This window comes from Rossellomorea sp. NS-SX7 (genome assembly GCF_052828565.1).
In genome coordinates this window covers 3,267,704-3,283,282 of record NZ_CM128249.1, presented here as the reverse complement: position 1 = coordinate 3,283,282, position 15,579 = coordinate 3,267,704, and the positions used below count along the sequence as shown (strand labels likewise).

Genomic DNA, 15,579 nt, shown 5'->3' with positions numbered 1-15,579 from the left:
GGTTTGAAATAGTTTTATCCCAGGAATTTTTTACTCATGATCATGCTGACCCCTCTAGGTCGAATTTCCCTTTTTACACAAAAGTGTATGGATACTTTTGTGAAGAAATTGCGATTATACAGCCGGTGTTAGTTCACGCGAATCTTCCGCAAAAAGCTGGTGCTATCACAATATAGGTGAATGTGAATGCAATGAAATGATGGTATGACAATTGAACCAAGGGGGTTGGAAGTGATTGAGAACGGTTATCAATTATTTATTGACATTGATAATCATTATCAATTAACATGACGATGAAAGCGAAATGGAAGCAATCACAGAAAGGAAGATGACGAATGACAGTTCAAACATTAACTTCAAATAAAGAATTATTAAGTCAGCAGGAGAAGCGTGAATCGAATGCAAGGTCCTATCCGAGAAGGATTCCTCTTGCCATCAGTGAAGCAGAGGGAATCCATGTAACCGATATGGAAGGCAAGAAATATTACGACTGCCTGGCTGGAGCCGGCACTTTGGCGCTCGGACACAATCACCCAGCCGTAATTGAGGCCATGGAGCAAGTGATCCGCGATAAACGACCATTACATACATTAGATCTTACAACACCTGTGAAAGAAGAATTCGTCAATGAGTTATTCTCATCCCTGCCGGAGGGAATCCGTGACCGGGCAAAAGTCCAATTTTGCGGGCCGACCGGCGGTGATGCCATCGAGGCTGCGTTGAAATTGGTCAAAACCGCAACCGGCAGACAAAGCATCCTTACCTTCCAGGGAGGATATCACGGTGCCACGCACGGAACGATGGCCATCTCGGGGAATCTGAGTCCGAAGAAAAATGTGGGCGGACTCATGCCTGACACTCACTTTCTTCCGTACCCATACACGTACCGCTGTCCGTTCGGGGTCGGGGGAGAAGAAAGCCACCGCATCTCGGCACGTTATATCGAGAACTTGCTTGATGACCCTGAAAGCGGAATTCTCCCGCCGGCTGCAATGATTTTAGAAACGGTCCAGGGTGAAGGAGGTTCGGTTCCGGCACCGATCGAGTGGCTGCAGGAAATGAGACGGATCACGGAAGAAAGAGGCATCCCTCTCATCATCGACGAAGTGCAGACGGGGATCGGGCGCACAGGGAAATTATTCTCATTCGAGCATGCAGGAATCGTACCGGATGTATTTGTCCTTTCGAAAGCAATCGGCGGCAGTCTTCCGTTATCAGTGGTCGTTTATGACAAAGACCTGGACTGTTGGGAACCTGGGGCGCATATCGGAACCTTCCGCGGAAATCAGATGGCGATGGCAGCGGGTACGGCGACCCTGAAATACATCAAGGAAAATAATTTGGTACAGCACGCTGATGAAATGGGACAAAGACTCCTTCAGTCGTTAAGCGGACTTCAAGACGAGTTTCCTGAAATCGGTGACGTGAGAGGAAGAGGCTTGATGATAGGCGTCGAAATGGTGGACCCTTCCCTGCCGCAGTCAACTTCCGGGAGCCATCCGGCAAATCCTGAAATCGCAAGCCGAATCCAACAGGAGTGCTTCAAGCGGGGTTTGATCCTTGAAGTGGGAGGCAGACATGGAGCGGTCGTCCGATTCCTTCCGCCACTCATCATTACGGGGGAGCAACTGGATAAAGTCTTCGCCATCTTCAAAGAAGCTGTCACAGTTTCAGTGGTGAGGTAGTCCACATGACCACAAGCATGATGTTAAAAGATAAAAAAACGGCGTTTGACTCCTTCTTTCTTCATCAGGGGAAAGAAGGGCTCACCGCTTTTGAAAAAGGATTGGAACAAGTAAGCAGAAAACTGAAGGAAGTTTATGCCGATACGGAACGGCCTTTCATCGGAAAGCCACCTGCTTCAATCGAGAAGGAAATCGCTGGGATCATGAATTTTTCCGCGGATGGCCGTCCGATTCAGGAAGTCCTGGATGAACTTGATGGACCCATTTTAAAGAACAGTCTTCATATCTCACATGAAAAGAGCATGGCTCATCTGCATTGTCCGCCGCTTCTCCCGGGGATCATCGGGGAGTGCATCATCGGCACGTTGAACCAGTCGATGGACTCCTGGGATCAAAGTACAGCGGCTACCTATGTTGAAGAAGGAATGGTGAAATGGCTGAAGGAAACGGCGGGTTATCCTGAAACGTCAGACGGTGTGTTCACGAGCGGTGGTACACAATCCAATTATATGGGGCTGCTGCTTGCCAGGGATTCCTTCTGTCATATCCAATGGAACCATAACGTACAGAAGCAGGGGTTGCCGGCAGATTTTCATCGACTGCGCATTCTTTGTTCGGAGGAGGCCCATTTTACCGTGAAAAAGTCAGCTTCTCAGCTCGGGCTGGGTGAACAGGCTGTTATCAGGGTGAAAACGGACGAGCACCATCGCATGTGCCTGAACGATGTACAGAGTACCCTGGACAGACTTAAGGAAGACGGCATGCTGCCATTCGCCCTCGTTGCAACATGCGGAACCACAGATTTCGGAAGCATCGATCCATTGCCTGAACTTGCTTCCATCTCAAAAGAAAATGGCCTTTGGTTCCATGTGGACGCAGCTTTCGGGGGAGGATTGCTCCTCAGTCATTCTCACAGCAATAAGCTTGAAGGGCTTGAAAAGGCGGACTCGATGACCATCGATTTTCACAAATTATTCTATCAGCCTGTCAGCTGCGGGGCGTTCATGGTAAAAGACCGCCGGCATTTCCGATGCCTTTCCCATCATGCGGATTATTTGAACCCTGTAAAAGATGAAGATGACGGAATCGTGAATCTCGTGACGAAATCGACATCCACGACCAGACGGTTTGATGCATTGAAGCTGTATCTGTCGCTCAAGACAGTGGGGACCGAAACCTTTGGAAACATGATTGATCACACGATCGAGCTTGCCCGGTATACAGCAGAATACCTGACAGGCCTTGAAACCATCGAGCTTAAAAATATACACCCTGAAATCAATACAATTATTTTCCGTTATCAGCCGTCGGATTGCAGCACGGACCTTGATGAATTGAACAGGGCGATCCAGCAGTCGCTCCTGCATGAAGGAAAAGGAGTCATCGCAAAGACAACCGTTGATGGTAGTACCTTCTTGAAGCTGACTCTCCTGAACCCAAGAACAAGTGAAAAAGATATCCACGAGCTGATGGATGAAATAGAAAAGACTGCAACTCAACTAATGAACGGAGGTTTGGCCCGTGTATGACACGAAGCAATTAGCCGAAAACGCGACGATGCAAAGCTTTTTGAATTGTTATTTAAGGGAGACCGGGAATTTTGAAGAGGCACCCGAGTTAAAGGAACACCCTTTATTCTCAACTGCAGGGTTGGAAAAAGTGTTCGTCTCTAAACTGATCCTTCAGAAAATCGAATTGGTGGCCGGATTGACATACTGGTCTGAAACTGACCGCCATTTATTTTCTTTTCCGATCTTTTATCGCACCGCTGGCAGCGAAGACCTGCAGCCGTTGGATTATATCACGCTGACGTCACTCATCGTGAAAGAATTCTTATTGGATAAAAGCTTCAGGGGAGCCGAGGATGAACTCATGTACCGTGTCATCCTCAGCTGCCGCAGCATCAAAACGTATCTCGAGGATCGCGTGGAAGACGAAGAAGCTCTTTCACAAGAAGACTTTGAATTCATCGAAGCAGAGCAGTCCCTTATATTCGGGCATCTGCTTCATCCGACCCCGAAAAGCAAACAGGGACTGACGGAAACGGAGGATGCTGCGTATTCACCCGAGCGTAAGGGAGAGTTCCAGCTCCACTATTTTGCAGCGGAAAAATCAATGGTGCTCCAGGATTCCAGCCGTCTGCTGTCTGCCGCTTCTATTATTTTTGAAGAATTGCAGAATGACGCCGAAGTCGATCAGGACTGGCTGAGCGAGCTCATTGAAAAAGATGAGAGAGTACTGATCCCCGTTCATCCGCTCCAAGTGAAACAACTGATGGAGCAGACGGAAGTACAGACAAGGCTCGCAAATGGTTCGCTTGCGTATATAGGTCCTGTCGGCAAGAAGTTTACGGGTACCTCATCATTCAGAAGTGTGTACTGCAAAGACTCTAAATATATGTATAAATTCTCTGTACCTGTCAAAATCACAAACTCCCTCCGCATCAACCAGGCGAAAGAGCTTGCAAGGGGAGTGGAAGTTTCGAGACTTCTCGAGACTGAGGTAGGACAAAATATAAAGCGGAATTTTCCCAACTTTCGGATTTTAGAGGATCCAGCTTACCTGAATCTTGTGTTCGACACTGAACTCTCAGGCTTTGAAGTCGTGATCCGCGACAATCCTTTCTATGAAAATAGCAATAATGTCAGCCTGATCGCAGGACTGTGCCAGGATCATGCCTACGGTGGAAAACCAAGGCTCCACAGCATCATCAAAGGGATCTCAGACCGCGAAAGCCGATCGGTGCAAGAAGTCAGCATCGACTGGTTCAACCGATACCTGGATCTGACACTCGACCCGTTGATCTGGCTGTTTAACAAATATGGTATCGCGCTTGAGGCCCATCAGCAGAACTCGGTCATCAAGCTCGTGGCCGGCTACCCTGAAACATTCTATTACCGCGACAACCAAGGGTACTACTACAGCGAAACGAAAGCGGGCAAATTGATGGAGCTGCTGCCTGAACTAAATACTTTGAGCGACACGATCTGTGCGGATGATGTAGCGGAGGAGCGCCTGAGATATTACTTCTTCTTTAATCATTTGTTCGGTCTCATTAACGGCTTTGGAGTCAGCGGCCTAATCGAGGAAGGGGAGCTGATCTCCGTATTGAAGGAACGTCTGAAGCAGCACGAAGAAAATATGCCTTCAGATCTTCTCAGCAGTCTGTTGTATCAACCGGTGCTTCCATGCAAAGCCAACCTCCTGACCCGTTTCTATGACATGGACGAGCTTGTCGGACCAATGGAGTCGCAATCCGTCTATACGATGGTGAAGAACCCGATTGCGGGAGAGGTGGAGATCCTCCATGCACTATGAGTTTTTTGATGAAGATATCGGAAAGAAGATTTCTTTTAGGAAAGTGGAGTTTGAACGTGATGTGGAAATGATCCATTCCTGGATGACGGAGGAACATGTCCACCCGTTCTGGCATCTCAACATCCCTCTTGTGAAGTTCAAGGAACATTTGAAAAAAGCATTGAACGATGATCACCATACCCTTTACATCGGGTGTTTGGATGATGTGCCGATAAGCTATTGGGAAGCCTATTGGGTCAAGGGAGATGTGCTGGAAAAAACGTATGATGCCTCTCCTCATGATCAAGGTGTCCATCTGTTGATCGGTGATAAAGAATTTTTAGGAAAAGGGTACTCTTTGCCTCTTTTAAGAGAAATGGTCAGGTTCCAATTCCAGGATGAACGAACAGAGAAAGTCATGGCGGAACCCGATATCCGGAATGAAAAAATGATCCATGTGTTTACAAAATGCGGCTTCAAGAGCATCGAACCGATTGTACTTCCGGATAAAACCGGACTGCTCATGACATGTGAGCGCGAAGAATTCGAAAAGAGGTGGACGCCATGAACAACAATGAAATCTATGACGTGATCGGCATCGGGATCGGTCCCTTTAACTTAGGTTTGGCGGCCTTGCTTGATGAAGTGCCTGATATGAAGGCACTGTTCCTCGAGAAAAAATCGGAATTCAATTGGCATAAAGGCATGCTGATCGACGGGACGACCCTGCAGGTGCCGTTTTTCGCGGACCTCGTCTCGATGGCCGATGTCAGAAGCAAATACAGCTTCCTCAACTATCTGCAGGCTCACAACCGGCTGTATCACTTTTATTTTCTTGAAAAGTTCCATATTCCGAGAAAAGAATACAACCATTATTGCCGATGGGTCTCCGATCAGCTCACGCAGTGCTGCTACGGAGTGGAAGTGGAGCGGGTCCAGCCGATTGAACTAGAAGACGGCGGGCGCGGCTACGAGGTATCCGTCTGGAATGACGCGACGAACACTGAAGAGCGGTTCGTGACGCGGCATCTCGTGATGGGGATCGGTTCTGTTCCCTCTGTACCGGAACATTTCAAAGAACATCTCGGAAGCAGCGTCTTCCATTCTTCAGAGTATCTGGAGAAGAAAGAGCTCTGTAAAGAGGCACGCTCGGTAACGGTCATCGGATCCGGTCAAAGTGCCGCCGAAGTATTCCTGGATGTGGCGAAAGAACAGGAGGTGAGCGGATTCACCCTGAACTGGTTCACCCGTTCGAAAGGATTCTTCCCGATGGAATATTCCAAACTCGGCCTTGAATACTTCTCACCGGACTACACGGATTTCTTTTACAGCCTGCCGCAGGAAAAGAAGGATACTCTCTTGAAGGATCAGGACCTCTTGTATAAAGGGATCAGCGCCGACACGATCGCAGAGATCTATGAGTATCTGTACGAGCGCTCGATCGGAAGTGACTACCCTCCGATCTCCCTGCAGGCGATGACCGAAATCACCGGTATTGAAGCCAGCGGCCGCGGTTTCTCTCTCAGCGGGTATCACCAAATTAAAGAAGAAGGATTCACTCAAGACACCGATGTCGTCATCTTCGGGACAGGTTACAAAACAGCGGTGCCGTCGTTCCTGTCGGACATGAAGGATGACCTGGCATATGATGACGGAGGCAGATTCAAGATAACAAAGGATTACCGCCTGGAGACTTTCATCGGCGATGCTGGCAGCATCTTCATTCAAAACGGGGAGATGCACACGCACGGCGTCGGCGCACCGGACCTTGGGCTCGGGGCACACCGGAATGCAGTCATCATCAATCAATTGGCCGGACGGGAAGTATATTCCGTTCAGACAAAGAATGTGTTTCAGACGTTTGGCGTGGAGAAGGTTTCAAAATCACCGGTTACAACGTAACGAAACGTTTTTAAAAATAATAGACAGAAAGAAGGGTTACGATGCAATTTGTCAGCGACGTACAAAAGGTATTGAACAAAGACAATTGGAATAAGGTCAACCTCAAACTGATTGCAAAGATGTTATCGGAGTATATGTACGAAGATATGATCGATCCTAGCGAATTAATGGAGGATGGAAAGATCATTACCTATTCCTTAGAGATTTCAAAGGACAAACAGTATCGCTTCCACGCTGAGAAACGATTCTTTGACAGCTTCGATGTGAAGTGGGACACGATTGACATCATAGAAGGCGGCGAAACGAAGCCGGCGGAGAGCGCCATTGAGCTGTTGGTCGATCTTCAGGGGCTCATCCCGATGTCACCCGAGACGGTAGGACACCTGATCAAAGAATTGAACGCGACCTTGATTGCCGATGCCCATCTGCTCGAAAAAGAATCGATGTCATCAGACGAACTTATCCACGTCGATTATGCCGAGCTTGAGGGCTTCATGACAGGACACCCGTGGATTACATACAACAAGGGTCGCATCGGCTTCGGGTACGACGATTATCTCCGCTATGCACCCGAACATGGGAAGGAAATCCGCCTTTCCTGGATTGCTGTTGCAAAAGACATTGCTTCTTTCCAATCAATCGATGGGGTGAAATATGAAGACTTGCTTGCTTCGGAACTGTCCCAAACAGAAAGATCGTCTTTTGAAAAAATCGTGAAAGAACACGGTGCCGATCCTGCAGAGTATTTCTTCATGCCGGTGCACGAATGGCAGTGGAAGAATGTCCTGATTCAGAACTTCCCGGAAGAGCTTGCCGTTAAATCGATCATTCCTTTGGGAGAAGGAGACGACAGCTATCTTCCTCAGCAGTCGATCCGGACATTTGTGAATACGTCGAACAAAGAGAAGCATCACGTCAAGCTTCCGATGAGCATCCTCAATACCCTGGTATACAGAGGTCTGCCTTCTGAACGGACACTGATTGCCCCGCAGGTGACAGAACTCATCAAAGGCATTGCTGACAAAGACACATTCCTGAAAGACGAATGCCGCGTCATCCTGCCGGGAGAGAACGCAAGCATGAACGTCGATCATCGTTATTATACCGGGATGAAACAGGCTCCTTATCAATATCTTGAGATGCTCGGGACGATTTGGCGGGAAAGCATTTATACGTATCTTGATGAAGGCGAGCAGGCCATCACTCTTGCAGCGCTTCTATATGAAGATCATGCCGGTAAACCATACGTGCAGAGTTTGATCGAAGACTCCGGACTTCAGGCGGACGAATGGATGAAGACGTTCTTCAAGGTAGTCATGGATCCGCTGCTTCATTACCTGTATCAATACGGGACAGTATTCTCGCCGCACGGTCAGAATACAATCGTCGTCCTGAAGGATTCCGTTCCACACCGGTTAGCGATCAAAGACTTTGTCGATGACGTCAATATTTCAGATCAGGACTTCCCTGAACTCAGGGGCTTATCGAAAGAATTCAAAGAGGTGCTGAGAAGCGAGCCGCCTGAAGGATTGACTCAGTTCATTTTCACGGGATTGTTCATCTGCCACCTGCGCTATTTGAGCAATATTCTCGTCAACCATGAACTGATGGAGGAAGAGACATTCTGGGGCCAGCTGGCACAGTCCATCCAGGATTATCAGGACCGATTCCCTCAATTAAAGGAGCGTTTCAAACTATTTGATTTCTTTAAGCCACAGCTGACAAAGCTTTGCCTGAACCGCAACCGCATGGTGGATTACGGATACTCAACAGGCGACGACCGTCCGCATGCTTCAGAATTCGGGAAAGTGAATAATGCGCTGGCGTTATTCAAGGTAAAAGAAACGGTTTAAAAAGTAAAAGCAGCCGCCAACATAGTTCGGGCAGCAGGAGATCAAAACGGATCAGCACCAGATCCTCAAGAAAGAAGGTTTAGCATATATGAGTATTATCGTACAGAAATTCGGCGGGACCTCAGTTGGTTCTGCTTCAAACATCAAACGGATGGCTTCAAGGGTGATTGAAGAAAAAAATAAGGGAAATGAAGTCGTCGTGGTCGTTTCAGCCATGGGGGATACGACGGATACACTGACAAGGCTTGCAAGCGAAGTATCCTTACAGCCTCAAAAAAGAGAAATGGATATGCTCCTGTCAACAGGAGAGCAGGTGACGATTGCTCTCCTGTCCATGGCCCTCCAGGAAAAAGGATCGAAATCGATTTCTTTCACAGGCGGACAGGCAGGCATCCACACAGATTCTGTTCACGGAAACGCCAAAATCAAAACGATCGATTCCAAGCCGATATTACGGGAGCTCGATGCAGGGAAAATCGTTGTGGTGGCAGGTTTTCAAGGCGTAACCGATGAAGGGTATATCTCTACATTGGGCAGGGGCGGCTCTGACACGACCGCAGCCGCACTCGCAGCCCAGCTGGGGGCGGAACGCTGCGATATCTATACGGATGTCGATGGCGTGTACACTTCCGATCCCCGTTATATCAAGAAAGCAGCAAAAATTTCATCCCTGACGTACGATGATATGTTGAACCTGGCAGCCAGAGGAGCGGGTGTCCTGCACCCAAGATCCGTTAAACACGCGAAAAAACATGGGATCCCGATGGTGGTCCGTTCCAGCCTGACAAAAGAAAGGGGAACGTTCATCAATCATTCCTCCAAACGGTCAGACAGATACCCTGTCATCGGAATCGTCTTTCAAGGTGAAAGAACAAGCATAACCATCAGTGGATTGGCAGATTTTAGTAGGGAGCAGTCAGCTATCTCTTCGGTGCTTGCCACCCGGAACATCGAGTGTGACTTTTTCAAAAGTACACAGGAAATAGAGTTGACACTGCTCCTTCAACACGGTGACCTGCAGGAATCACTGGAACTCATTTCAGAAAAAAAAGAGCAGCTCAAGTTTGACCGATTCACTACAGAGAAGGATCTGGCAAAGGTGGCGGTCATCGGAAGCAACATCCGTACACATCCTGTCATCCAGGGGAAAGCCGCCAGAGAACTGGCTGCAGCCCGCATCGATTTCAAGCTCATCGAGGACTCACCCGGAAGTGTCACGGCTGCTGTGAAACAGCGAGACATGCACAGGGCCGCTGAGCTTTTGCATACTGCGTTTGGACTGGATGTCCCGGAAATGAGAAAAGTTGTTGCAATCCATTGAAAAAAAGGAAACTTCCTGCATCAGGGAAGTTTCCTTTCTTTATTTTAGTATCCTCTTTTCTTTAAATACTCCAAGCTCCTCTGGACACTTTCAATAGGAGGATTCCTGCACTCATCCTGCTCGACAATCCACCAATCGATGCCGCCCCCGTTTCCGAACTCCAGCACCGATTCAAGGTCGACCCCGCCGGTTCCGAGTACTGCAAAAAAGCGTTCCCCATCCGTGGTCATATCCTTTAAATGAACAAGCGGCGAGCGGTCCCTGAATCGTTCCAGCCATTCGACCGGCTTTTCACCGGCATAAGTCAGCCAGTACATATCAAATTCCGCCATTACCCAATCCGGGTTTGTTTCCTGGAGGATTGTCTCCAAAGCTGAGCGTCCATCGCTTAGCGCAGTCAATTCAAAATCATGATTGTGATAACAAAGTGTGATGCCTTCAGCTGCACATTTTTCACCGACCTCATTCAAATCGTCAATCAATCTGAAATAGTCCTTTTCTGTTCTTTCTTCAGGCTCGAGATATGGACAAACCACAAATCTGGAGCCTAATACTTTTTGACCATGTATGACTTTACCCACATCTGCTCTTAATTCAGAAAGCGCGACGTGACTAGAGGCTGCCTTCAGCCCGAGGTCATCAAGCACCCGTCTTACTTCTTCCACTGTTAAATCACCGTAACCTGCAAGCTCCACGCCATCGTAACCAAGCTGGGCGACCTTTTCTAATGTACCTGTAAAATCGCGGTCGGCTTCGTAACGCAACGTGTACATCTGCAGCGCAATGGGAATTTGATTCATTTTATGTAACCTGCCTTTCTTGTTCTCTTTATAAACTTCTGAACGGAAGGCAGAAATCCTTTGGCAAAATTGAAAAACCTGCCCAAATCGGCTGCAGCGGTGCAAACGGTTTGGGCAGGATCTCCTATTTTACGGCCGGTGATTTAATCTTCAAACACGCAAGCTTCTTTTCATTTTGAAAAACAGAATAATGGGCCGCAGCAATTTTCTCCTCCACATAGTCCAATGAATACGTACCCGAAGGATCTGCCAGACTCCCTATTGCCCTCGACAAATGATCAACGACATGCTTAAGGTCAACACTATTATCAAGCCTGCTGCCGGCGTTCATTTCATCCATGATTTCAAAAGCAAGATTTTGAACATGATACAAACGTCTCTGCTCCATCACACATCCTCCTTTTGCATATCTGTATCTTTTCTGATTATATGCTGCAATGGGATGGTTATGATAGCGAACAACAGGGTATAGGATTTTAACACCCCAAGGTATGAACAGATGAAAAATAGTGAATTCTAATGATAACTGAGGAGGTGAAGTAACATGGCACAAGATGTACTATGTGAAGTAAGCAACTGCAAATACAATAAAGAAGGCAAACAATGCTCAGCCGACCAAATCTTCGTCGTGAGCCACAAGGGGAACAAAGCTCATAACAGTGAAGAAACGGATTGTAAGACGTTTGAACCTGGTATGTAATCAACCTGATAAATGAAATTTGGGACTCCTTTATATTTGAATGAAGTTCCGGCAGGCAACCATTGGCGTGGTTGTCTTGTTTTTAGATAGTATTGATAATAATTATCATTCTTATTCGTGGGATAGGGTATGTTATTGAAAAGAGAAGATTAAACCTATTCCTATCTGCAGTCTTGTGGTAATAAGTAATGAGAAAATCCTATTCAAAACCGCTCCTTATATGACTCCTAATATCCCTCAACCTTACAAACACCGGTACAAAAAAACAACCTGCGATCTCACCCATCTGATCAAACAAACCCACCACAAATCAAAATAAAAACCCGCCACCGTAAAATGACGAGTTAAATCAATTCTTTTCTATCCATTCCTGAGACCATTTTTCAATATTTTTCATCAGCGGTTCTAGTGAATAACCTTTTTCTGTGAGGGAGTATTCAATTCTCACCGGCGTTTCGGGATATACTTTTCGCTGGACAATGCCTTCTTCTTCTAAATCCTTAAGGCGTTCGGATAAGAGTCTTCCGCTAATGCCGATGCCCTCTTTGATGGTGCAGTTCCGCTGAGGGCCGGAGAGCAACTGATAGATGATGAGAGCGGTCCACCGCTGGCTCAGGATGCCGATTGCTTTTTCGAATCGCGGGCATATTTCGGATGTATTCATCTGGATCACTCCTTATATCATTAGTATAACACAAGTAATAATTAAATATAAATTAGTTACTTGACAAAAATAAGTTACTAAAATAATATAAGTTACATAAAGTAACTGGATGACTTGAATAAAAAACAGGCAGGGAGATGCAATTAATGAATTCTCAACAAATAGGGGCATTGCTTTTAAGGTTTGTATTAGGGTTAACGTTTTTCATTCATGGTTTGGCAAAGTTTCAAGGAGGTATTGAAAATACCGCGGGCTTCTTCGAGTCGTTGGGACTGCCGGGATATTCTGCATACGCGGTGGCACTGATTGAATTGATTGGAGGAATCGCGATGATTCTTGGGTTTGGAACAAGAGTGGCAGCTGCACTGTTTGCTATCATTATGATTGGGGCAATCATGAAGGTGAAGCTTGCTTCCGGTTTTTTGGGGAATGGTCAATCTGCTGGCTACGAGCTTGACCTGGCACTTCTCGTGATGTCTATATATTTCATTTTTGATAAAACGGCGTCCTTTTCATTGGATTCCAAGATTTTTCATTCGAACATAAGTCAATCATAAAGGGAGTAATATAAATGAATTTTCACGAATCACCTCATACACATGTCAGCGGAGTCACCATTAAGGTAGAAGATCTCCAGCGTTCTATTCATTTTTATCAAAAAATCATCGGTTTTAAAGTATTGGACCAATCACAATTTGAAGCACGCTTGACAGCGGATGGCCGAACTCCGCTTCTGACACTGGACCAGCCGGCAAATGTCACTCAAAAACAACCTCGTACAACAGGCCTCTACCACTTTGCATTATTATTACCGGAGAGAGCAGATTTAGGCAGAGTGTTAAATCACTTCGCACAATTGAATATCCCTTTGGGCTCTTCCGATCATCTAGTGAGTGAAGCACTTTACTTGAACGACCCTGATGGTAATGGAATTGAAGTATACTGGGATAAACCTTCATCAGGCTGGACTTGGAATGGCGGACAGGTAGAGATGGCAGTCGACCCGATCGATGCCAGAGCCATTTTAGCAGAAGGGGAGGAAGAACCGTGGACTGGTCTGCCGCTTCAAACGGTGATGGGTCATATTCATCTGCATGCTGCCGAACTAAATGAAACAGCAGATTTTTATACAAAGGGACTCGGTTTTGAAGTCGTATCCAGATTAGGGAATCAGGCGATGTTCCTGTCCACTGGGCGATACCATCATCATATCGGGCTGAATACGTGGAACGGGGTTGGAGCGCCGCAACCTGCTGAAAACAGTGCGGGACTAAGAGCGTTTGACATACGATTTCCAAGCGAACAAGATAGAAAAATGGCAATCAGCCGCCTGGAAACTCTCGGAATACACGTACACGATGAACCAAACGGTCAATTCTCAACGGTAGATCCGTCAGGTAACAAGATGTATTTAACGATTTAATATCAAAGCCGCCCCGAAGATGATACGGGGCGGCTTTTTGAACATTCATCCTTTACTTGGGTCATACTCATCATAAACAAGCCGGGTCACCATCGTGGCTTCTCCCTTTTTGACGTCCTCTTCAGTTGCATCTTCTCCAAAAGACTGCTCTTCATCATACGTAGGCGCTACTTTGCTTTCTTCAGAATGGAACGTATTTTTCTTTTTCATTTTAATTCCTCCTGTTATTGATTTCTTATTTAGTGTGAAAGGAAAAATGAAAAGTATACCGCATAAGCATCATTTTTTTAGAGAGGAAGGAAAAGTGGGATAATAGAAAGTGATATGAGGAGGGGACAGGATGAAATTGAGTGTGCTTGATCAATCAGTCATCACGAAAGGACAGGATGCCAAAGCAGCATTCAATGAAACAATAAGACTTGCGCAATTCACTGAACAGCTGGGCTACACCCGATTCTGGGTTGCAGAACATCATAATACAAACGGGATGGCGGGTTCTGCCCCCCAAGTGCTGATTTCACATCTTGCATCAGTGACGAACCGGATCAGAATAGGCTCGGGCGGGGTGCTTCTCCCCCAATACAGCCCCTACAAAATAGCGGAGGATTTCAACGTGCTGCAAACATTGTTCCCTGGTCGAATCGACTTGGGGATCGGCCGTTCACCGGGAGGGTCTTACGACACGCGTTTAGCATTGACCGATGGACTAAAGAAAAGTATGAATGAATTTCCGCGGCAGGTGAAACGTCTGCAGGGATTCCTCCTCGGTAAACAAGGTGTGACGGCATACCCGATTGTCGGGGCGCCTGCAGAGCCATGGATACTCGGGATCACACATCGTGGAGCAAGAGTGGCAGCTGAGAACGGCACGGCTTTCACTTACGGCCATTTCATCGATCCGAGTAACGGGAAGAGGGCGCTCGATGATTATTACAGTCAATTCCAGCCATCAGCTTTCCTGAAGGCGCCTGTCAGCAATGTGTGCATTTTTGTCATATGTGCACCGACCCAGGAGGAAGCTGAGCTCCTTGCAAGAAGTCAGGACATTTGGCTCCTCGAAGTGGAACGGGGAATCGACACCAGAATTCCGACAAAGGAAGAAGCGGAAAATCGCAAACTCTCATCAAGGGAGCTGGAGAAAGTTAAGGAAAATCGAAAACGTGCCATTATCGGAACACCGGAAAAAGTGAAGGAAGAGCTGTCCTTGTTGAGTGAAGTATACGGCACTGATGAATTTATGGTAATCACGAACATAGCAGATTTTGAAGATAAGGTAAGGTCTTATGAATTACTGGCGGAAGCAATATTGGGCAGAGTGATGGATTGATCTTGAACAAGAGCGGAGAGGACCGACCCGATCGCTTGAATCCAACTACCTGCTACATTCAAGTCCCCGCTGTCTTCGTTGTTTAATTCGAGGATTCCCGAGATGGCCTGTAAAGAGTTGCCGATTACCTGCAGGGCATTTCCGTATATCGAAAGCAATTCGTCCAGCGTTCGTTCTTCGTCCAAAGAATCGGCTACAGCGGCAGACCCGCCTAAAGCCTGAAGGAGATTTCCCCTGATATTGAGTTCTTGCTTCGTCACTTCATTAAAGTCAATGATCAGGCCTGTCATGACGGTCAAATTTCCGATGGATTGGATTTGGTTGCCGATCTTCGTTAAGTTGAATGGGTCATCGATGGTATCAGCTTCAAGGGCATTACCTGTAGCCTGAAGTTCATTTCCGATGATGTCGATATTGTTCAGAGTATCTTCTGAAACATACTTGTTTGGAGTATTTCCTATTGCAGAAAGGACGGTTCCGATGGCTTGGACCCACGCCCCAAATGTGGCTTTAAACTCATTCCCCATGTAAATCGCCTACTCTTTGAGTTCTACGATAGTGTATACAAAAACAATGGGGATGGTTAATGAAGAAAAGTGGAAAATTC

General features: G+C 46.9%; 16 protein-coding genes. 11 read left to right on the top strand and 5 right to left on the bottom strand.

The features are described from left to right. The first annotated feature begins 335 nt into the window (after nt 1–335). The 7 genes from ACUXV2_RS16450 (at nt 336) to ACUXV2_RS16420 (ending at nt 10,058) form a co-directional block, all read left to right on the top strand. Nucleotides 336–1,685 carry a diaminobutyrate--2-oxoglutarate transaminase gene (locus tag ACUXV2_RS16450; protein ID WP_446244228.1) on the top strand — a complete coding sequence of 450 codons (1,350 nt, stop codon included), beginning with the start codon at nt 336–338 and terminating at the stop codon, nt 1,683–1,685. Between the two features lie 5 nt (nt 1,686–1,690). Then, nucleotides 1,691–3,214, top strand: a complete 1,524-nt coding sequence (locus ACUXV2_RS16445; RefSeq protein WP_446244227.1) for a pyridoxal phosphate-dependent decarboxylase family protein — start codon at nt 1,691–1,693, stop codon at nt 3,212–3,214. A gap of 28 nt (nt 3,215–3,242) precedes the next feature. Then, nucleotides 3,243–5,003 (top strand): IucA/IucC family protein, encoded by a 1,761-nt coding sequence (locus ACUXV2_RS16440; RefSeq protein ID WP_446247098.1) that lies wholly within the window; start codon nt 3,243–3,245, stop codon nt 5,001–5,003. 16 nt (nt 5,004–5,019) lie between these two features. Beyond that, a complete protein-coding gene (locus tag ACUXV2_RS16435) occupies nt 5,020–5,550 on the top strand; it encodes a GNAT family N-acetyltransferase (RefSeq protein WP_446247097.1) in 531 nt (176 codons plus the stop codon). Next, nucleotides 5,547–6,884, top strand: coding sequence for a lysine N(6)-hydroxylase/L-ornithine N(5)-oxygenase family protein (locus tag ACUXV2_RS16430; protein ID WP_446244226.1), 1,338 nt, complete (start codon nt 5,547–5,549; stop codon nt 6,882–6,884). Before ACUXV2_RS16435 ends, ACUXV2_RS16430 begins: the two co-directional genes overlap by 4 nt. A 41-nt stretch (nt 6,885–6,925) precedes the next feature. Further along, a complete protein-coding gene (locus ACUXV2_RS16425) occupies nt 6,926–8,737 on the top strand; it encodes an IucA/IucC family protein (protein ID WP_446244225.1) in 1,812 nt (603 codons plus the stop codon). 88 nt (nt 8,738–8,825) lie between these two features. Beyond that, entirely contained in the window at nt 8,826–10,058 is a 1,233-nt protein-coding gene (locus ACUXV2_RS16420) for an aspartate kinase (protein WP_446244224.1), read from the top strand. 44 nt (nt 10,059–10,102) lie between these two features. On the opposite strand, the gene ACUXV2_RS16415 is transcribed toward ACUXV2_RS16420, so the two are convergent. Further along, nucleotides 10,103–10,858 (bottom strand): sugar phosphate isomerase/epimerase family protein, encoded by a 756-nt coding sequence (locus tag ACUXV2_RS16415; RefSeq protein ID WP_446244223.1) that lies wholly within the window; start codon nt 10,856–10,858, stop codon nt 10,103–10,105. Between the two features lie 124 nt (nt 10,859–10,982). Then, entirely contained in the window at nt 10,983–11,246 is a 264-nt protein-coding gene (locus ACUXV2_RS16410; protein WP_446244222.1) for a hypothetical protein, read from the bottom strand. 156 nt (nt 11,247–11,402) lie between these two features. Here ACUXV2_RS16410 and ACUXV2_RS16405 point away from each other — a divergent pair, with 156 nt between their 5' ends. Next, complete coding sequence (locus tag ACUXV2_RS16405) at nt 11,403–11,558, top strand: DUF1540 domain-containing protein (RefSeq protein WP_446244221.1); 156 nt, start codon at nt 11,403–11,405, stop codon at nt 11,556–11,558. A gap of 349 nt (nt 11,559–11,907) precedes the next feature. Here the strand turns inward: ACUXV2_RS16405 and ACUXV2_RS16400 are convergent, their stop codons facing one another. Beyond that, the gene (locus tag ACUXV2_RS16400) at nt 11,908–12,222 is read right to left on the bottom strand and encodes a winged helix-turn-helix transcriptional regulator (RefSeq protein ID WP_446244220.1); all 315 of its coding nucleotides are present in this window, start codon (nt 12,220–12,222) and stop codon (nt 11,908–11,910) included. 146 nt (nt 12,223–12,368) lie between these two features. Between ACUXV2_RS16400 and ACUXV2_RS16395 the strand changes: the two genes are divergently transcribed. Both ACUXV2_RS16395 and ACUXV2_RS16390 read left to right on the top strand, forming a co-directional pair. Then, nucleotides 12,369–12,779: a DoxX family protein gene (locus ACUXV2_RS16395; RefSeq protein ID WP_446244219.1), complete on the top strand. Its 411-nt coding sequence runs from the start codon at nt 12,369–12,371 to the stop codon at nt 12,777–12,779. A 14-nt stretch (nt 12,780–12,793) separates the two neighbouring features. Next, on the top strand, nt 12,794–13,645 hold the full coding sequence (locus tag ACUXV2_RS16390; protein WP_446244218.1) for a VOC family protein: 852 nt from the start codon (nt 12,794–12,796) through the stop codon (nt 13,643–13,645). A 45-nt stretch (nt 13,646–13,690) separates the two neighbouring features. Here the strand turns inward: ACUXV2_RS16390 and ACUXV2_RS16385 are convergent, their stop codons facing one another. Then, nucleotides 13,691–13,855 carry a hypothetical protein gene (locus tag ACUXV2_RS16385; RefSeq protein WP_446244217.1) on the bottom strand — a complete coding sequence of 55 codons (165 nt, stop codon included), beginning with the start codon at nt 13,853–13,855 and terminating at the stop codon, nt 13,691–13,693. A gap of 130 nt (nt 13,856–13,985) precedes the next feature. On the opposite strand from ACUXV2_RS16385, the gene ACUXV2_RS16380 reads away from it, so the two are divergent. Next, entirely contained in the window at nt 13,986–14,972 is a 987-nt protein-coding gene (locus ACUXV2_RS16380; RefSeq protein ID WP_446244216.1) for an LLM class flavin-dependent oxidoreductase, read from the top strand. On the opposite strand, the gene ACUXV2_RS16375 is transcribed toward ACUXV2_RS16380, so the two are convergent. Continuing rightward, a complete protein-coding gene (locus tag ACUXV2_RS16375; RefSeq protein ID WP_446244215.1) occupies nt 14,927–15,499 on the bottom strand; it encodes a DUF6944 family repetitive protein in 573 nt (190 codons plus the stop codon). The genes ACUXV2_RS16380 and ACUXV2_RS16375 overlap by 46 nt on opposite strands. Between the last annotated feature and the right edge of the window lie 80 nt (nt 15,500–15,579).